Here is an 18542-nt window from a genome sequence, read left to right as displayed (position 1 = left end):
TGGCTCAGGTCCCGTGCGGCGCGTACAGCGCCCGCTTGTCGATGTAGCGGACCACGCCGTCCGGGACGAGGTACCAGACCGGCTCGCCCTTGGCGACCCGGTTGCGGCAGTCCGTGGAGGAGATGGCCAGCGCCGGGACCTCCACCAGGGAGACCCCGCCCACCGGAAGTCCGGCGTCCGACAGAGTGTGCCCCGGGCGGGTGCATCCGACGAAGTGGGCCAGCGAGAAGAGTTCGTCGGAGTCGTGCCAGGTCAGGATCTGGGCGAGCGCGTCGGCTCCGGTGATGAAGAAGAGGTCGGCGTCCGGGTGCAGGGCGTGCAGGTCGCGCAGGGTGTCGACAGTGTACGTCGGGCCCTCGCGGTCGATGTCGATCCGGCTGACCGAGAACTGCGGGTTCTCGGCGGTGGCGATGACCGTCATCAGGTAGCGGTCCTCGGCCGAGGTGACCTGCCGGTCGCACTTCTGCCAGGGCTGCCCGGTCGGGACGAAGACCACCTCGTCCAGGTGGAACGCGCTCGCCACCTCACTGGCGGCGACCAGGTGGCCGTGGTGGATCGGGTCGAAGGTGCCGCCCATCACGCCGAGGCGCTTCTTCACCGGTTCCGGTCCGCCGGGAATCCCGGCCTGCTCTCCCATGCCGCCACACCTTACGCGACGCCCGTTACGGTGCGGGAACGCCCGTGTGGGGGTTGCCCGCAGATGCGTGAGGGAGCGGCCGGCCCGATGGCCGGACGCTCCCCTGGCGGTCCGTGGACCGGGCTCAGCGGTCCCGGTTGAAACGGGTGGTGATGAAGAGCAGGAGCAGCAGGATGAACAGCGCGGCGCCACCCGTCAGGGCCGGGTTCAGGCTGTCGTGGTTGCCCCCCTCGCCCTCGGCGAGCAGGTTCAGAACGGGGAGTGCGGCAGCAGTGCTCATGGTCGGCGGGACCTTCTCGGCTCGGTGAACGGACCTGGGGGTTGTTCCGGGCCGGTGAGGGCCCACCCGTCATCGTACGGGGGGTTACGCGGCAACCGCTCGGCGGCCCACCGCCACTGACCGGGCGTGAGCGGGCCCGGGGAAGGCGGCGCCTACTGGCCGCGGAAGGCGCGGGCCATGATCCAGACCAGCAGACCGATCCCCACGAAGGACGCGATCACGATGATCCGCAGGAACAGGCCAGGGCCGGCCTCGTCGGAGATGGGGGCGGCCAGGCTGACCAGCGTGTCGGTGGACATCTGAGGGGCTCCTCGAACTGCTCGGTACCGCGGCCGGATCCGGTCTCGGTTCTCCAGGGCATTCAGGGTAAACCCGCCTCACACCGGCGCCGCCCACCGGCCCCTGTGACTCGCGCTGATACTCGCCCGCTCACCTCCGGGGCGCTCGGACCCGGCGCCGACGGTCGGCACTCCGGCGCTCGTGCCTCGCTTGTCGCTTCTCCCTTTCGGCACCGGCGCGCCCCTTCGGTTCGGGGCGGGGGGACTCGCCCGCTCGCCTCCAGCTCGGGGCGGGAATCCCGGCGCGCCTCTTCGGTTCGGGGCGGGCCCTTCGGTTCGGGGCGGGGATCGCGCGGCCCGCCCCGCGCGTAGGCTGGCCGCGGGGACGAGTACGCAACCACGGACGTTGCACAGACAGTCGTTGCAGGCGAAGAGCAGCGGGGGGCCGGCACCGCGCCGGGGCCGCCGTCGACCAGGAGGTACTCAGACCATGACCGACACGTTCGAGAAGAGCCCGAGCCGGCGCCGCCAGCGCTTCCCCGAGATCTCCACCCGGGCCTGGGAACACCCCGCCGACCGCTCGGCCCTGGTCGCCCTGCGCAAGCTGTCGGGCTTCGACGACGTCCTGAAGAAGCTCGCCGGGCTGGTGTCCGAGCGCGCGATCCGGCTGATGTTCCTGGCCACCGCCGTGAAGACGTCCGAGCGTCAGTTCCCCGAGCTGTACGACATGGTGCGCGACGCCGCCTACGTGCTCGACCTGGAGCAGGTGCCGGACCTGTACGTCACCCAGGACCCGACGGTCAACGCGTACACCATCGGCATCGACACCCCGATCATCGTGATCACCAGCGGCCTGGTCGAGCTGCTGGACGAGGAGGAGCTGCGCTCCGTCATCGGCCACGAGGTCGGCCACGCGATGTCCGGCCACGCCGTCTACCGGACGATGCTGATGATCCTCACCAACATCGCCACCCGGATCGCCTGGGTGCCGCTCGGCAATCTGGCGATCATGGCCCTCGTCACCGCCCTCAAGGAGTGGTTCCGCAAGGCCGAGCTGTCCAGCGACCGGGCCGGCCTGCTGGCCGGGCAGGACCTCCAGGCGTCCATGCGGGCCCTGATGAAGCTGGCCGGCGGGCACAACCTGGCCGAGATGAACGTCGACGCGTTCCTGGAGCAGGCGGAGGAGTACGAGCGGGCCGGCGACCTGCGCGACGGCGTGCTCAAGCTGCTCCAGCTGCTGCCGCAGACCCACCCGTTCGCGGTGGTCCGGGTCGCCCAGCTGAAGAAGTGGGCGGAGAGCGACGAGTACCGCTCGGTCCTGGCCGGCGCCTACCCGCGCCGCTCGGACGACCGGGACACCTCGGTCGGCGAGCAGTGGAAGGCCGCCGCCGACCACTACACGACCTCGGTGAAGGAGAGCAAGGACCCGCTGATGGGCCTGCTGCGGGACGTGGCCGGCGGCGCCGCCACGGTCGGCGGCAAGCTGCGCGACACCTTCACCGGCGGCAACCGCGGCTCCGCCACGGACCGCGACGACAGCTGACCCGGCACGCGGACCACGGCGGCCGGTGACCCCGTCCGGGTCACCGGCCGCCGTGCCTTCCGGGGGCACGATCCGGGGCGGCCCGCAACCCGGCTCAAGCGCTCTCGGTCCCTTCCGGGGCCCTCAGCCGCCCGCCAGCACCCCGCACACCTGCCAGGCCGGCCGCGAGTGGTTGCCCGGGTCGACCGGCGTGGGCGGCGCCACCGCGGTGCCCTGCACGGTGGCCAGCACCGGCTGCAGGAAGCCCGCCATCGAGGCGGTGCACGGCGCCGGCCCGGCCTGCACCACCGAGTCCACCAGCCGCAGCTGCGCCGACGCCAGGTCCACCCGGTCGAACTGGAAGGTCAGCTCGCGCCGCACGGTCTCCAGGGTGACCGGCGCCCCGGCGGGGGCCCCGGCCGGCTTCAGCGCGTAGACGAAGGTGTGGTCGGTGGTGATCTGCAGCGTGCCGCTGTCCGCCTCGTCGATCCGCATCGCGCCGACCACCTTCACGGTGTCGGAGGCCAGCGCGACCTGCGCCGGGTCGAAGCGGACCACCCAGCCGGTCAGCGCGTGGTGCCGGTCGTCCACCGGCTGTGCGACGCTCTCGTCGAATCCGGCCTGCTCACCGGGCGTGACGAAGGCCCGTATGTCCGCGGTGGCGCCCTGCACCAGCGCGGCCGGTGCCAGCGAGGAGGCGACCAGGTAGCGCTGCACGGTGTCCAGCGCCTTGGTCGCCTCGACCCGGCTGAAGTGCTCGGTGGCGGCCCCGGTCGGGGTGTTCAGCCCGGTCGTCCCCTCGCCGTACCCGGGCGGCAGCGCGGCGAACGGATTCGCCGGGTCGGTCACCGGGTGGACGGCCGAGGCCGGGCTCAACGCGACCAGGCTGACGGTCACTTGACTGCCCTCGGGCCGTGCCGGGACGCCCTTCGGCGAGTTCACCCCGAAGTACACCGCCGCCCCGAAGGCCAGCAGGATGAGCAGCAGCAGGGCCAGCGCCTGGCGCGGGACGGTACCCAGCGGCCCGAGCCGCACCCGGGCCCGGGTGGCCTTGCCGAAGGAGCCCGCGAGCCGCTCCCGGGCGGACAGCTCCTGGATCCGGGCAGCGCGCACGAACGATTCGTCGAACACGACGGACCGGAATTCGTCCTCGTTTCCGGAACCGCCCTCGGGCGTACCCTCAGGAGGCTCTCGCGGGTCACCCATGACACCAGGGTAGGCGTACACCCGGCCCGCTACGAGAGCCCCTGCGCAGATTGCCGGGAACGCTCCGCGGCCACCCGCCCCGGGCGTGCGCCCCCGGCTCCGACTAGCCCGCCGGCGCCGTGACCACCGGCGCCGGTTCGGCCGGCGCGGGCCGCGGGTCCACCCCCGTGCTGCTGCTGCCGGACTCCGGGCGCCGGGGCGCGCCGGAGGTACCGCCCGCGCCCTGGTAGATCGCCGCGACCGCCACCGCCACCAGGCTCACGCCCATGATCACCGCGAGCACCCAGGCCACCGGCCGGTGCCAGCGCTGCTGGGCCACGTACCGGCCGCGGGCGCGCACCGGATCGTAGCGGCGCCACCGCCGTCGGGTCCGGCGGCCGGTCGCCCGGCCCGGGCCCGACCACGGGTCGGGGTACAGGTGGTCCTCGTCGAGTCCGCTCGGGTACGGGCGCAGCTCCAGCGGCAACCCGTCACCGGCCGGGACGTCATAGCCCCAACCCGGTCCCGCGGTGTCCGGCTCGAACCGCGCCTCGGCCGCGGCGAGCTGCCGCTCCTTGGCCGTCGGCTCGTGCACGGCGGCGGACCGGACGAAGGCCTCATCGAAGACCACGGTGGCGAACTCGTCGTCCGCACCACCGTGGTCGGCGCCGTCGGGGTACGGCAAGCCCCCCACATCCTCAGCCACGGATTCAGCGTATTACCGGCCGGGCGATTTGTCTGTGGGTCCCGGCAGTTGGTCCGTCACACGCGTGCCGGACGCCCCCGCACGCCGCGTTCAGCGGGCGTCCGCGTCCCCGCCCACAGTCTGCGTCGCCTCGCCGCGGACATGCCCGTCACCAGTGACGATGTACTTGGTGCTGGTCAGCTCCGGCAGGCCCATCGGACCGCGGGCGTGCAGCTTCTGGGTGGAGATGCCGATCTCCGCGCCGAAGCCGAACTCACCGCCGTCGGTGAACCGGGTGGAGGCGTTGACGGCCACCGTGGTCGAGTCGACCAGCTGGGTGAAGCGGCGGGCGGCGGCCTGCGAGGTGGTGACGATCGCCTCGGTGTGGCCGGAGGACCAGCGGCGGATGTGCTCGACGGCGGCGTCCAGCGAGGGCACCACGGCCGCCGCCAGGTCGTACGAGAGGTACTCGGCGCCCCAGTCCTCGTCGGTGGCCGGCACCACGGTGGCGGCGCTGCCCTCGGCGGCCTTGAGCACCGCCTCGTCGCCGTGCACGGTCACCCCCGCCTCGGCCAGGGCCGCCAGCGCCAGCGGCAGGAAGTCGTCCGCGACGTCCTGGTGCACCAGCAGGGTCTCGGCCGCGTTGCAAACGCTGACCCGCTGTGCCTTGGAGTTCAGCAGGATGCCGACCGCCATCGCCAGGTCGGTCCGCGCGTCCACGTACACATGGCAGTTGCCGGTGCCGGTCTCGATCACCGGGACGGTCGAGCCCTCGACCACGGTGCGGATCAGCGAGGCGCCACCGCGCGGGATCAGCACGTCGACGAGGCCGCGGGCGCGCATCAACTCCTGTACGGAGTCCCGGCTCTCCCCCGGCACCAGCTGGATCACGTCGGCGGGCAGCCCGGCCGCGGCGACGGCGTCCCGCAGCACCGCGACCAGTGCGGTGTTGGAACGGTAGGCCGAGGCGGAGCCGCGCAGCAGCACCGCGTTGCCGGACTTCAGGCAGAGCGCGGCGGCGTCCGCCGTGACGTTCGGCCGGGCCTCGTAGATGATGCCGACCACGCCCAGCGGCACCCGCACCTGGCGCACGTCCAGACCGTTCGGCAGGGTGTAGCCGCGCACCACCTCGCCGACCGGGTCGGGCAGGCCGGCCACGTCGCGCACGTCCGAGGCGATCGCGGCGATCCGCTCCCCGGTCAGCGTCAGCCGGTCGATCACCGACTCCGCCGTGCCCGCCTCGCGGGCCCGGGCCACGTCCTCGGCGTTGGCCGCGACGATCTCGGCGGCGCGGGCGACCAGCGCGTCCGCGATCGACAGCAGCGCGGCGTCCTTGGCGCTGCGCGGCAGCGGGGCGAGCGCGGCGGCGGCCTCCCGGGCACGGCGCGCTACGGCGAGGACGGGGCTGTCGGCGGTGGCGAGGTCGCTGGTCATGCCGCCAAGAGTAGCGACTGCGCCCGCCCCGCCCGTCGCCGTTTCGGCATCCGAACAGGGCCGGTCAGTAGGGGTGCACGCCGCCCAGGTGCGGTGGCGGATCGCCGAAGCCCTCCGCCACCCGCTTGCGGTACGTCGCCCGGTCGACCACCTCCAGCCCGACGATCTCCCACGGCGGCAGGTTCGCGGTGACCTTGTGCTCGCCCCACAGCCGCAGCGCTATCGCCGCCGCGTCGTGCAGGTCCCGGGCCTGCTCCCAGTACCGGATCTCGGCGTGGTCGGCCGCGTAGCGCGCGGTCAGGAAGAACGAGTGGTCGTGCGCCAGCCGCTCCAGCGAGGCACGCAGGGCGGACAGCGGGGTGACCTGCCCGGCCACGCTCAGCACCACGTGCCACAGCCGCGCCTGCTCGGGCACGCTGGGCGGGTCCGCCGCCTCCGCACGCTGCGGCCGCAGCCTGCGCACTCCGCCGGGCCTCTGCGGTGGCGGACCGGCCGACTCGGCGGGGCCGTCCCCGCGGCCGCCGTCGATACTGGTCAGCCGTCGGCCCGCCGTCCCTCCGGTCAGCGCTGCCTCGCGCCTGCGTTCCACCGGCGGCCTCCTGTTCGGCGATGTCGTGTCGTCCCCACCGGCCCCGTCGGCCTTCGGCCGACCGGTACGGCTGCGCCCCTCCTCGCCCGCGGCAGGGCCGCTCCTGTACGGAGCGGCCCGCCGGCCGCGCTCCGCCGATCGGCCGACGCCGGCTGATCGGCCGGTCAGCCGGTCAGCCGGTCAGCCGGTCAGCCGCGCAGAACGACCAGGTCGTCGCGGTGGACGACCTCGCGCTCGTACGCGGCGCCGAACTCCTGGGCCAGGTCGCGGGTGGACCGGCCGAGCAGGCGGGGCAACTCCCTTGCATCAAAGTTGACCAGTCCGCGCGCCACGATGTGGCCGTTTTCGGCAAGAAGGTCCACCGGATCACCCGCGGTGAACTCCCCGTCGACCTTGGTGACCCCGGCCGGCAGCAGCGAGGCGCCGCCGGAGACGACCGCCTCCACCGCGCCCGCGTCCAGGTGCAGGGCGCCGCGCGGGCTGCTGGCGTGGGCCAGCCAGAGCATCCGGTCGGACGTGCGGCTGCCGGTGCGCAGGAAGAGCGTTCCGGTGGGCCGTCCGGCCAGCGCGTCGGCGGCGTGGCTGGCCGCGGTGAGCACCACGGGGATGCCCGCGCCGGTGGCGATCCGGGCCGCCTCGACCTTGGTGACCATGCCGCCGGTGCCGACGCCCGCCTTGCCCGCGCTGCCGATCTCGATGCCGTCCAGGTCGTGCGGGCCGCGCACCTCGCCGATCCGACTGGTGCCGGGCTTGGCCGGGTCGCCGTCGTAGAGGCCGTCCACGTCGGAGAGCAGGACCAGCAGGTCGGCCCGGACCAGGTGGGCGACCAGGGCGGCCAGCCGGTCGTTGTCCCCGAACTTGATTTCGGCGGTGGCGACGGTGTCGTTCTCGTTGACGATCGGCATCGCGCCCATCGCCAGCAGCTGGTCCAACGTCCGGTAGGCGTTGCGGTAGTGGGCGCGCCGGCTGGCGTCCTCGGCGGTGAGCAGCACCTGGCCGACCCGGATGCCGTACCGGGCGAAGGAGGCGGTGTAGCGCGCGACCAGCAGCCCCTGGCCGACGCTGGCGGCGGCCTGCTGGCGGGCCAGGTCCTTGGGGCGCCTGTCCAGGCCGAGCGGGGCGAGCCCGGCGGCGATGGCACCGGAGGAGACGAGGACGACCTCGGGGGCGTCCGGGCGGGCGCGCACCTTGGCGAGCGCGTCCACCAGGGCGTCGACCCGGTCGGCGTCCAGGCCGCCGGCCGCCGTGGTGAGTGAGGAGGAGCCGACCTTGACCACGATCCGCCGTGCGGTCAGCACCTCCTCCCGCAGTGAGTCCTCGCTCATCTCGCTGTACGCCCTTCCGGTGTGGTGCGGGTACGGCGGGCGCCGCCCGGCCGTCAACCCCGAAATCTACGCGATCCGCGCAGGCCTCCCGCAGGGTGTTTCACCGGCTGGACCCGGCCTGGTCACGACCTCGCCACAGCCCGGCCGTCAATCCGGATGGCTGGTATGGTCCCTGACCGAAAGCCAGATCGGGGGACGGCTTCTTGCCCGCTGTACCCACTCGTCTTCGACCTTCCTGTCATCGGGCGGCGCCGCACTGGGCAGGCCGGCAACGGTTCGCGGCCGTATGCCCAGGAGAAAAGCGCACCATGCGTTCGTACACCACGAAGCTCACCGTCGCCGCCCTGGCGGCGGCCACCGCCCTCTCGCTCGCGGCCTGCGGCCCGGACAACTCGGACCCGGCCGCCACCGGCGGCGCCACCGGTGCGGCCCCGGCCCAGACCGGCGCGACCACGGGTGCCGCCTCGGGCGGTGCGGCCGGCGGCTCGACCGCCGCCCCGTCGGGCGCTGCCACCGGCGGTGCCGCAGCCGGTGGTGCCGCCAACGGCGGCGCGGCCACGGGCGGCGCTGGTACGGCCGGCGCGGCGGGCGGTGGCGCCGGTGGCGGCGGCAAGGTTCCGCAGGCCGCCACCACCGTGAAGGTCGGCCAGCCGGCCACCGTCGACTTCGCCGACAAGACCTCCAACGTCGCCACCAAGCTGCAGATCACCGTCACCGGCATCGAGGTCGGCTCGTTGCAGGACCTCACCGCCGCCAAGGTCCCGACCACCGGGCTGGACGGCCGCACCCCGGTCTACGTCAGCTACACCATGAAGAACCTCGGGGACGCCAGCCTCTCCTTCACCGCCCCGGACTCGAAGTTCGTCCTCTTCGACAGCTCCGGCAACAAGGGCCTCAACGTCATGAACGCCGCCAACCCACTGCCCAAGTGCACCGGGGCGAAGTTCCAGGGCGTCACCAAGGGCGCCGAGACCAAGGGCTGCACCATCATCTCCATCCCCGGCAACACCCCGGTCGCCGTCGGCTACACCGACCTCAACGACCTGCTGAAGCTCCAGGCCGCCTGGACGAAGTGACGTTCCGCCAGGACTGAACGGCTGAACAAACGGACGGCCCCGCCACCTCGACAGGTGGCGGGGCCGTCCGCTTCGAGCGGGTCGACTCAGTAGTCCTCGTCGTCGCCCTCGATGGCGGACTGGCGGCCGCTGGAGAGCGCCTCGAAGGCGAGGAACTCGGCCTCGGCCGCGTCCCGGCCCTTCTGCTTCTCGCGGCGGCGGTCGACCGCCGGGCGCTGGGTCTCCATGCGGTGGTCCTCACCACGGCGGCCGAGCATCTCGGCGCCGGCGGCCATGGTCGGCTCCCAGTCGAAGACGACGGCGTTCTCCTCGGGGCCGATGATGACGGTGTCGCCCTCCTGCGCCCCGACCTTCCACAGCTGCTCCTCGACACCGAGGCGGGCCAACCGGTCGGCGAGGTAGCCGACGGCCTCGTCGTTGGCGAAGTCGGTCTGGCGGACCCAGCGCTCCGGCTTGACGCCGCGGATGCGGTAGGCGCCGTCCTCCTCGGTGATGGTGAAGCCCGCGTCGTCCACGGCCTTGGGCCGCAGCACGATCCGGGTGGACTCCTCGGCCGGCTTGGCGGCGCGCGCCTCGGCGACGATCTTCGCCACCGCGAAGCTCAGCTCGCGCAGGCCCTTGCGGGAGGCGGCGGAGACCTCGAACACCTGGTAGCCGCGCTCCTCCAGCGAGGCCCGGGTCAGGTCGGCGATGTCCTGGCCGTCCGGCACGTCCACCTTGTTGAGCGCGACCAGGCGCGGGCGGTCGTCCAGGCCGCCGTACTCGGCGAGCTCGGCCTCGATGGTCTCCAGGTCGGTCAGCGGGTCGCGGCCGGGCTCCAGGGTGGCGCAGTCCAGCACGTGCACCAGCACCGAGCAGCGCTCGACGTGCCGCAGGAACTCCAGGCCCAGGCCGCGGCCCTGGCTGGCGCCCGGGATCAGGCCGGGCACGTCCGCGATGGTGTAGACGGTGTCACCCGCGGTGACCACGCCGAGGTTGGGGATCAGGGTGGTGAACGGGTAGTCCGCGATCTTCGGCTTGGCGGCGGAGAGCACCGAGATCAGCGAGGACTTGCCGGCGCTCGGGTAGCCGACCAGGGCCACGTCGGCGACGGACTTGAGCTCCATCACGATGTCGCGGGCCTCGCCGGGCTCGCCGAGCAGCGCGAAGCCGGGGGCCTTGCGGCGGGCCGAGGCCAGCGCGGCGTTGCCGAGGCCGCCGCGGCCGCCCTGGGCGGCGACGAAGCTGGTGCCGTGCCCGACCAGGTCGGCCAGCACGTTGCCCTTGCGGTCCAGCACCACGGTGCCGTCCGGCACCAGCAGGACGAGGTCCTCGCCCTCGGCACCGGTGCGGTTGCCGCCCGCTCCGGGCTTGCCGTTGGTGGCCTTGCGCTTGGGCGAGTGGTGGTACTCGAGCAGCGTGGTGACCTGCGAGTCCACGGTGAGGACGACGCTGCCGCCCTCGCCGCCGTTGCCGCCGTCCGGTCCGCCGAGCGGCTTGAACTTCTCGCGGTGCACGGAGGCGCAGCCGTGGCCTCCGTTACCCGCGGCGACGTGGAGTTCGACGCGGTCCACGAAGGTGGTCATGGGATGTGCCTCCAGTGCGGATGAGTCCTGCTTGTTGCTTAAAGCCGAAGGGTGGACCGGAACATTCCGGCCCACCCTTCAGTGTGAGTCTGACGCGACTCGTGAGTCCGCTCGGACTCAGGCCTCGACGGCCACGACGTTGACGACCTTGCGGCCGCGACGGTTGCCGAACTGCACCGCACCGGCGGTCAGCGCGAACAGGGTGTCGTCGCCACCACGGCCGACACCGGCACCCGGGTGGAAGTGGGTGCCACGCTGGCGGACGAGGATCTCGCCGGCGGAGACGACCTGGCCGCCGAAGCGCTTCACGCCAAGGCGCTGGGCGTTCGAGTCACGGCCGTTGCGGGTAGAGCTTGCGCCCTTCTTGTGTGCCATATCTCGCTATCCCCTTACTTGCTGACCGAGTCGATGCTGGTGATGCGCACCGCGGTGTGCTTCTGACGGTGACCCTGACGACGGCGGTAGCCGGTCTTGTTCTTGTAGCGCAGGATGACGATCTTGTCGCCCTTGGTCTGGTCGACCACCTCGGCGTGAGCCTTCACGCCGGCCAGGACCCACGGGTCGGAGGTGACGGCGTCACCGTCGACGACCAGAATGGTCGAGAGCTCCACCGAGTCACCCGGCTTGGCCTCGATACGGTCGATCTCCAGCACGTCGCCGACGGCGACCTTGTGCTGGCGGCCGCCTGCGCGAACGATCGCGTACATGCGGTACCTACTTTCCCAACTCGGTCGGAACTCCCGACGCCAGCCACCTGGGTACGGACACAGGGGCCTCCTCCCGTTCGCTCCGCGCGGACGCGGGACTTCGGGAAGGTGATGTGCTCGGGAGCGTGGCGTAGACACGCCGATGGTCAAGAATACGGACCAGCCGCCCAAGGGGCAAACCGGCCCGTACGACCCGGGGGCGGGATGGCTCCCGCCCCCGGGCACGGGCACTACTCGGCCGCCGTATCACCCTCGGCGGCCGCGGCCTTCTTGGCCGCCGCGCTCGTCCGCTTGGTCGCGGTCTTGCGGGCGGTGGTCTTCTTGGCCGCCGTGGTCGTCTTCTTGGCGGCGGTCTTCTTCGCGGCGGTCTTGCGGGCGGCCCGCTTCTTCGGCGCCGGGGCCTCCTCGGCGGGCGCCTCCTCCGCGGCCGGGGCCTCGGCGGGCTCGGCGGCCGGGGTCTCGACGACCACGGCCTCCGCGACGACGGCCTCCACGACCGCCTCGGCGGCGGTCTCCGCGGCCGGGGCGGCGGCGGCCAGGGCCGCCTCCAGCGCCGCGTCCGCCTTCGCCTGCAGCACCACGATCTCGGCGGCCTGGGGGGCGCCGGCCGGAGCCGTCGCCTTGCGCACCGCGCGGCGGCGGGGACGGCCCGCCGGGGCGATGGCCGGGGCCTCGGCCACCGGGGCGGCCTCCACCGGCGCGATCTCGGCTGCCGGGGCCTCGACGCCCGGGACCTCCAGGGCCAGCTGGCCCTCGATCTCCTCGCGCACCGGCTCAGCGGCCTCCAGCACGGCCTCAGCGGCCTCCACGACCGCCTCGGCCACCGCGGCCTCAATGGCCTGCGGCTCCTCGTGGCCGACCCCGCCCTTGCCCCGGCGACGGCGCTTGCCGCCGCCCGAGACCTCGCCCGCGACCGCGGCCGGGGCGTGGACGTGGGTGCTCGGCTGCTCCATGTGCACGATCACACCGCGGCCGTTGCAGTGCACGCAGGACTCGGAGAAGGACTCCAGCAGGCCCTGGCCGACCCGCTTACGGGTCATCTGGACCAGGCCCAGAGAGGTGACCTCGGCCACCTGGTGCTTGGTCCGGTCCCGGCCCAGGCACTCCAGCAGGCGGCGCAGCACCAGGTCGCGATTGGACTCCAGAACCATGTCGATGAAGTCGATCACGATGATGCCGCCGAGGTCGCGCAGCCGCAGCTGGCGCACGATCTCCTCGGCCGCCTCGATGTTGTTCCGGGTGACCGTCTCCTCCAGGTTGCCGCCCTGGCCGACGAACTTCCCGGTGTTGACGTCGATGACGACCATCGCCTCGGTGCGGTCGATCACCAGCGAGCCGCCGCTGGGCAGCCAGACCTTGCGGTCCAGCGCCTTCATCAGCTGCTCGTCGATCCGGTAGGTGGCGAACACGTCCACCTCGGAGGTCCACCGCTGGAGCCGCTCGGCGAGGTCCGGGGCCACGTTGGAGACGTACTCGTGGATGGTCGTCCACGCCTCGTCACCGGAGACGATGACCTTGGTGAAGTCCTCGTTGAAGATGTCGCGGACGACCCGGACGGTCATGTCCGGCTCGCCGTACAGCAGCGCCGGGGCGTTGCCGGTCGCGGCCTTCTTCTGGATGTCCTCCCACTGCTGCTGGAGACGCTGGACGTCGCGGGTCAGCTCCTCCTCGGAGGCGCCCTCGGCGGCGGTGCGCACGATCACGCCCGCGTCGTCCGGGACGATCTTCTTGAGGATCTGCTTCAGGCGCGCGCGCTCGTTCTCGGGGAGCTTGCGCGAGATGCCGGTCATCGAGCCCTCGGGCACGTACACCAGGTAGCGGCCGGGCAGCGAGATCTGGCTGGTCAGGCGGGCGCCCTTGTGGCCGATCGGGTCCTTGGAGACCTGCACCAGCACGGACTGGCCGGACTTCAGCACCGACTCGATCCGGCGCGGGCCGCCGTGGCCCAGCGCGCCGAAGTTGACCTCACCGGCGTACAGCACCGCGTTGCGGCCCTTGCCGATGTCGACGAACGCGGCCTCCATCGACGGCAGCACGTTCTGGACCTTGCCCAGGTAGACGTTGCCGACGTACGAGGTGGCCTGCTCCTTGTTGACGTAGTGCTCGACCAGCACGCCGTCCTCGAGCACGCCGATCTGGGTCCGCTGGCCGTTCTGGCGCACCACCATGACGCGCTCGACCGACTCGCGGCGGGCCAGGAACTCGGCCTCGGTGATGATCGGCACCCGGCGGCGGCCCAGCTCACGGCCCTCGCGGCGGCGCTGCTTCTTCGCCTCCAGACGGGTCGAGCCCTTGATGGACTGCACCTCGTCCGGGTCGAAGGACGGCTCGGTGGAGCGGCGGCGCGGCTCGCGCACCTTCACCACCGTGCGGACGCCGTCCTCGGTGGTCTCGGCGGTCTCGACGGCACCGGCCTCACCGCTGCGGCGGCGACGGCGGCGACGGCGACGCGACGAGGACAGGCCGGCGGCCAGGTCGTCCTCCTCCTCCTCCTCGTCCTCCTCCTCGGCGACGGCCTCGGCCGGCTCCTCGGCGGCGGGCTGCACGGTCTCGGCGGCCTCGAACTCCTCGGCCTCGCCACGGCGGCGGCGGCGGCCGCCGCGACGGCGACGGCGGGACGGACGACCGTCCTCCTCCCACTCGCCCTCGGTCTCGGGAGCGGCGGCGGGGGCCTCCACGGCGGGCGCCTCGACGGCCGGGGCCTCGACGGGGGCCTTGACCGGCGCCTCGGCGACCCTCGCCGCGGCGACCCTCGCCGCGGCGGCCGGCGCCGCGGCGACCGGCTTGCGGCGGGACGGCTCGACCCGGGTACGGACCCGGCGACGGCGGCCGACACCGCTGTACTCGTACTCGTCCTCTTCGCCGCGCTCGGCGGCGGCCGGGGCCTCGACCGGCGCCGGGGCGGCGGCGGGCTGCTGCGGCGCGGGCGGCGCGACGTAGGGGGCGGGCTCCTGGAAGACCGGGGCCTGGAAGATCGCGGTGGCCGGGCGGACCGCGCGGCGGCGCACCCGGTGGGGCGGCTCGGCCTCGGCGGCCGGAGCGGGGGCGGGGGCCGGCTCGGCGGCAGCGGGCGCCTCGGTGGCGGGGGCCTGGACGGCCTCCTCCTCGGCGGGCTCCTCCTCGGCGGCGGGCTCCTCGACCGGGGCCTCGACCACCGGCGCGGCCTCGACCACGCGACGGCGGCGGGCGCGGCGGGCCGGAGCGGCGGGGGCCTCCTCGGCCACCGGCTCGGCGGCGGGCTCCTCGGCGGGGGCCTCGACGGCGGGAGCCTCGGCGGCGGGGGCACCGGCCGGGGCCTCGGCGCGCTTGCGGGTGCGGCGGGCCCGGACGGGCTTCTCCGCCTTCTCGGCCTTGTCGGCCTTCTCCGCCTTCTCGTCCTTCTTCGCGGCCTTCCCGGCCGGCTGGTCCTTCTCCGTCACCGGGGCCTCGTCGGCCGCCGGCGCGGTGACCATGATCGCGGTCGCCTCCGGCGCACCGGCCAGGGCCTCGGCGCGCTTGCGGGTCCGGCGGGCCCGGACCGGCTTCTCGGCCGCCGGGGCCGACTCGGCCGCCGGAGCCGCCGCGGCGGGCGCCTCGTGCGTCTCGGCCGGCAGGACCGTCTCGGCCGCCTCGGCGGCCGCACCCTGCGGGGTGCCCGCCGGGCGGGACACCGCCCGGCGACGACGGCGCGGCGGCGCGGCGGACGCGCCCTCGCCGCCGGTCGCGGCGGTTTCGTTCTGTTCCGTGGCCGCAGCCTGCTGCGGATCGGTGTTCTCGAGCATGCGGGTGGATCTCCCGTCAGGCCCCCGGGCTCCACATCCGGGCACGGCACGGCACCAGTGGGCGGCCGGCATCGCGACGATGCTCGGGCCGGACCCTTTGACGGTGCCGCCGCGCGGACGCGAGGCCGCACAGGGGCTCGTAGTCTCGCTCGGCGCCCCACGCTCGGCGGGGTGTCGAAAGTCTTCTGGTCTGACCAGTCTTCTGAGGTTTTCCCAAGCTGCGCCATCCCCCAACCCCGGGTGGCTCCCGGACGGGGCCCCGGGCCCACCGACCGTCCTGGTCGGCGGGCCCCGAGTGGCCTGCCTGTGCTGCGACGACGCTCGCTCCCCTGGGGAGCCGCGGGAACCCTGGAGGACCGTCGGGCCCAGTGAGGCACTGGACCCGGCCTCCGCCCACTAGGCGGACGCGGTAGCGCGCGGCCCGGCGGCCGTTTCTCAGCCTGCCGGGGCCGCGGCGCGGTCGAGCGCCAGCGGGTCGGTCACCGTGCCGGACTCCTCGTCGAGCGGCCCCTGCGCCAGCCTGGTCACCTCTGCGGGGACCGGCGGCGCCAGGTCGGCCGTCGCACGGAGACCGGACAATACGTCGTCGGGTCGTACGGCGGGTGTGGCGTGTCGTACTACCAGGCGCAGTATCGCACAGGGACGGCCGGTCCGAACATCGCGGCCGGTTCCGGAGCCTGTGTCCGCACTGCCGTCGACCTGCGGCTCGACGACCGCGAGTGCGGCCACCGCACCCCGCGCGTCGAAGACCCGCACGCCGTTCTTGGTCCGGCGCTCGACCTCGACCATCTCCTCGGCGAGGAACTTCTCCACCGCCTGGGCCGCCTCGGCCGGCTCGACGCCGTCCAGCCGGAGCAGCCACTCCGAGGCCTCCAGGCGCTCCACGAAGTTCGGCGTGCGGACCTCGACCGCGTCGATCACGTCCAGGCCCGTCGGCAGCGAGCCGTCCAACTGCGCCCGCAGCTGCTCGGGGTCGCGCGCGGCGGCCAGACCGATCTCCAGGTACTCCGCCTCGCTCGCCACCCCGGTCGGGGCCGCGTTGGCGTAGGAGACCTTCGGGTGCGGGGTGAAGCCGGCCGAGTAGGCCATCGGAACGGCGGACCGGCGCAGGGCGCGCTCGAAGGCGCGCTGGAAATCGCGGTGGCTGGTGAAGCGGAGCCGGCCGCGCTTGGTGTAGCGGAGACGAATCCGCTGCACCGTCGGCGCGGGCGGCGGACCGTCGGGCGTACGGCGTGCCAGGGTCGCTCAGTCCTTTAGTCAATTGTCCCCGTCCGGCGCGGCTCATTCCCGCCACTGCCCGGACTCTGTCACCTCAAAGGGTACGCGCCCCGCCGCACCCCTCGCTCCGCCCCAGGTCAGCCACAGCCCTCGGCCCCCGCCCGGAACGCACCGGACGGGGGCCGAGGGGTGTACGACGCCTACTTGTTGACGACCGTCAGCGGCAGCATCTTCTTGCCGGTGGGGCCGATCTGGATGTTGGTGTCCATCTGCGGCCACATGGACACGAATCCAAAAACCTCGCTAGCGTCCGTGACATGGGACGAGGTGCGAAGCGCGCCGCATCGGCGCAGCGACAGCAGCAGTACGACGTGGACGCCGAGTGGTCGCCGGCGGACCTCAAACTCTTGAAGGACCTGAAGCGGGCGGAGGCGCTCCTGCCCGAGGACGCTCCGCGGGCTCTCCTCTCCATCCGCCTGAGCGTTCTCACGGACGAGACCACGTCGCCGGTGCGCCAGGAGCTGGACCTGCGAATGCTGGCCCGCGACATGGGCGTGCAGGTCGTCGGGGTAGCGAGCGACCTGAACGTGAGCGCCACGAAGGTCCCGCCGTGGAAGCGCAAGCAGCTCGGGGACTGGCTGAACAACCGGGCGCCAGAGTTCGACGTCCTGCTGTTCTGGAAGCTGGACCGCTTCGTACGCCGCCTCTCGGACCTCAGCACCATGATCGAGTGGTGCCTCAAGTACGGGAAGAACCTGGTCTCCAAGAACGACGCGATCGATCTGACCACCGTGGTCGGGAAGGTCATGATCACGCTGATCGGCGGGATCGCGGAGATCGAGGCGGCCAACACCTCCACCCGGGTCACCAGCCTGTGGGACTACGCCAAGACCCAGGAGGAGTGGCTGGTCGGCAAACCGGCCTACGGCTACAAGACGGTCGTGGACGCGAAGGGCAGGACCGTCCTGTCCATCGATGAGATCGCCTACAAGGTGCTGCACTGGAGTCGGCGCCGGGCGTCGAAGATCTCCGCGTCGCACCAGGTGCGGATCATCAAGCGCGCAGGCGTGCCGGGCTCCGAGGGGCTGACCACGTCCACCCACCTCCGGAGGCTCCGGAACCCCGCCCTCATGGGGTACCGGGTAGAGGAGGACAAGAGCGGCGTCGGCCGGAAGTCGAAGCTGATCCTCGGGAAGGACGGCAAGCCGATCAAGGTTGCGGAGGCGGTCTTCACGGAGGACCAGTTCGCGCAGCTCGGGAAAGACCTCGACAAGTGGGGGAAGAGCCAGCCCGCCCGGCAGGAGGGCGGCGCCACCAAGTTCCTCGGGGTCTTCGTGTGCGACGACTGCAGCACCAACATCACGGTGCAGGTCACGACGACCAAGGGCGTCCAGTACAAGTACATGCGGTGCGGCGGCTGCAAGGGCGGCGGTCCTGGGGTGAACGACCCGGACGGGGTGTACGCCGCTCTCGTACAGGACGTACTCAAGGTGCTCGGCGATGAGCCGGTACTCGTCCGGGAGTACGCCAAGGGAGCCGAGGCCCTGAAGAGGAAGAAGCAGTTGGAGGAGTCCGTCTCCTACTACATGAAGGGTCTGGAGCCCGGCGGGCGCTTTGCCCGTACTGCGTTCACCCGCGAGCAGGCGGAGGAGGCGCTGAACCAGCTCATCGATGAGCTGGAGACCATCGACCCTGAGTCCACCCAGGACCGGTGGGTCAACGCAGCCAACGGCAAGACCTTCCGGGAGCACTGGGAGGCAGGGGGCATGGAGGCCATGGCCGCCGACCTGCTCCGCGTGGGCGTGACCTGCAAGGTCACCCGCACGAAGGTCCCGGGCCAGCGGCAGCCCACCGTGCGCCTCAAGCTCAGGATCCCCAAGGACTACCGCGATCGTCTGGTCATCAAGGAGGACGACTTCGCGAGCAAGCTCTGACGCCGACAGCCCCCGTCATCGCGGCGGGGGCTGTGGTGATCAGTGCTTGGCCGAGTCGTACGGCTCTTCGTGGCCCTCATCGTCCACGATGACGATCTCGCTCTCGATAGATCGGGGCCCGGAGCGCCGTCCGTCGCGCTGGAGCCGGTGCCGTCGCCCGCGGATCGGACGACGCTCGGAGGCCAGCGCGCTGGGCTGTCACGCTCTCCCCCTTATCCGCTCCTCAACGTCCATCTCTTCACGGGCGATCTTGTCGGCGTCGGTTGAACCGTGACCCTTTCTCGGCGGTTGAGTTTGGACCCTCGCGTCTTGTGTTGATCTTGTCAGTCGGTGCTGGTGGGGACAC

Annotated in this window: 16 protein-coding genes; 3 read left to right on the top strand and 13 right to left on the bottom strand. The window is 72.8% G+C overall.

What is annotated here, in order from left to right; genetic code table 11:
* Window positions 1-4: 4 nt before the first annotated feature.
* From nadD to ACIRYZ_RS20725, 3 genes are all read right to left on the bottom strand, one after another.
* Complete coding sequence (gene nadD, locus ACIRYZ_RS20735) at window positions 5-637, bottom strand: nicotinate-nucleotide adenylyltransferase (RefSeq protein ID WP_393027736.1); 633 nt, start codon at window positions 635-637, stop codon at window positions 5-7.
* Window positions 638-761: 124 nt separating this feature from the next.
* Window positions 762-917, bottom strand: a complete 156-nt coding sequence (locus ACIRYZ_RS20730; RefSeq protein WP_355669510.1) for a hypothetical protein — start codon at window positions 915-917, stop codon at window positions 762-764.
* Window positions 918-1069: 152 nt separating this feature from the next.
* On the bottom strand, window positions 1070-1216 hold the full coding sequence (locus tag ACIRYZ_RS20725; protein ID WP_380613790.1) for a hypothetical protein: 147 nt from the start codon (window positions 1214-1216) through the stop codon (window positions 1070-1072).
* 469 nt (window positions 1217-1685) lie between these two features.
* On the opposite strand from ACIRYZ_RS20725, the gene ACIRYZ_RS20720 reads away from it, so the two are divergent.
* Window positions 1686-2738, top strand: coding sequence for a M48 family metallopeptidase (locus tag ACIRYZ_RS20720; protein WP_402946118.1), 1053 nt, complete (start codon window positions 1686-1688; stop codon window positions 2736-2738).
* A gap of 123 nt (window positions 2739-2861) precedes the next feature.
* On the opposite strand, the gene ACIRYZ_RS20715 is transcribed toward ACIRYZ_RS20720, so the two are convergent.
* The 5 genes from ACIRYZ_RS20715 to proB form a co-directional block, all read right to left on the bottom strand.
* Complete coding sequence (locus ACIRYZ_RS20715; protein WP_402946116.1) at window positions 2862-3923, bottom strand: hypothetical protein; 1062 nt, start codon at window positions 3921-3923, stop codon at window positions 2862-2864.
* A gap of 103 nt (window positions 3924-4026) precedes the next feature.
* A complete protein-coding gene (locus ACIRYZ_RS20710; RefSeq protein ID WP_402946114.1) occupies window positions 4027-4608 on the bottom strand; it encodes a hypothetical protein in 582 nt (193 codons plus the stop codon).
* A 90-nt stretch (window positions 4609-4698) separates the two neighbouring features.
* A complete protein-coding gene (locus tag ACIRYZ_RS20705; RefSeq protein ID WP_393027727.1) occupies window positions 4699-6021 on the bottom strand; it encodes a glutamate-5-semialdehyde dehydrogenase in 1323 nt (440 codons plus the stop codon).
* A gap of 64 nt (window positions 6022-6085) precedes the next feature.
* Complete coding sequence (locus ACIRYZ_RS20700) at window positions 6086-6610, bottom strand: hypothetical protein (protein WP_402946112.1); 525 nt, start codon at window positions 6608-6610, stop codon at window positions 6086-6088.
* A 188-nt stretch (window positions 6611-6798) separates the two neighbouring features.
* Window positions 6799-7935, bottom strand: coding sequence for a glutamate 5-kinase (gene proB, locus ACIRYZ_RS20695; RefSeq protein ID WP_402946110.1), 1137 nt, complete (start codon window positions 7933-7935; stop codon window positions 6799-6801).
* Between the two features lie 308 nt (window positions 7936-8243).
* On the opposite strand from proB, the gene ACIRYZ_RS20690 reads away from it, so the two are divergent.
* Entirely contained in the window at window positions 8244-9011 is a 768-nt protein-coding gene (locus tag ACIRYZ_RS20690; RefSeq protein WP_402946108.1) for a hypothetical protein, read from the top strand.
* An 86-nt stretch (window positions 9012-9097) separates the two neighbouring features.
* Here ACIRYZ_RS20690 and obgE read toward each other — a convergent pair whose 3' ends face one another.
* From obgE to ACIRYZ_RS20665, 5 genes are all read right to left on the bottom strand, one after another.
* On the bottom strand, window positions 9098-10576 hold the full coding sequence (gene obgE, locus ACIRYZ_RS20685) for a GTPase ObgE (protein WP_402946106.1): 1479 nt from the start codon (window positions 10574-10576) through the stop codon (window positions 9098-9100).
* Between the two features lie 117 nt (window positions 10577-10693).
* Window positions 10694-10951 carry a 50S ribosomal protein L27 gene (gene rpmA / locus ACIRYZ_RS20680; protein ID WP_391489834.1) on the bottom strand — a complete coding sequence of 86 codons (258 nt, stop codon included), beginning with the start codon at window positions 10949-10951 and terminating at the stop codon, window positions 10694-10696.
* A gap of 14 nt (window positions 10952-10965) precedes the next feature.
* Window positions 10966-11283, bottom strand: a complete 318-nt coding sequence (gene rplU, locus ACIRYZ_RS20675; RefSeq protein WP_030233759.1) for a 50S ribosomal protein L21 — start codon at window positions 11281-11283, stop codon at window positions 10966-10968.
* Between the two features lie 230 nt (window positions 11284-11513).
* Window positions 11514-15044, bottom strand: a complete 3531-nt coding sequence (locus tag ACIRYZ_RS20670) for a ribonuclease E/G (RefSeq protein ID WP_402946104.1) — start codon at window positions 15042-15044, stop codon at window positions 11514-11516.
* A 435-nt stretch (window positions 15045-15479) separates the two neighbouring features.
* Window positions 15480-16241, bottom strand: coding sequence for a TIGR03936 family radical SAM-associated protein (locus ACIRYZ_RS20665; RefSeq protein WP_402946102.1), 762 nt, complete (start codon window positions 16239-16241; stop codon window positions 15480-15482).
* A 338-nt stretch (window positions 16242-16579) separates the two neighbouring features.
* On the opposite strand from ACIRYZ_RS20665, the gene ACIRYZ_RS20660 reads away from it, so the two are divergent.
* Window positions 16580-18196 carry a recombinase family protein gene (locus ACIRYZ_RS20660; RefSeq protein WP_402946100.1) on the top strand — a complete coding sequence of 539 codons (1617 nt, stop codon included), beginning with the start codon at window positions 16580-16582 and terminating at the stop codon, window positions 18194-18196.
* The last annotated feature ends 346 nt before the right edge of the window (window positions 18197-18542 follow it).

It is taken from the genome of Kitasatospora sp. NPDC101155, from assembly GCF_044768305.1.
Lineage (GTDB): Bacteria > Actinomycetota > Actinomycetes > Streptomycetales > Streptomycetaceae > Kitasatospora.
Note: the sequence above shows the minus strand (reverse complement) of the source record. Positions and strands in the feature narration are given on the sequence as shown.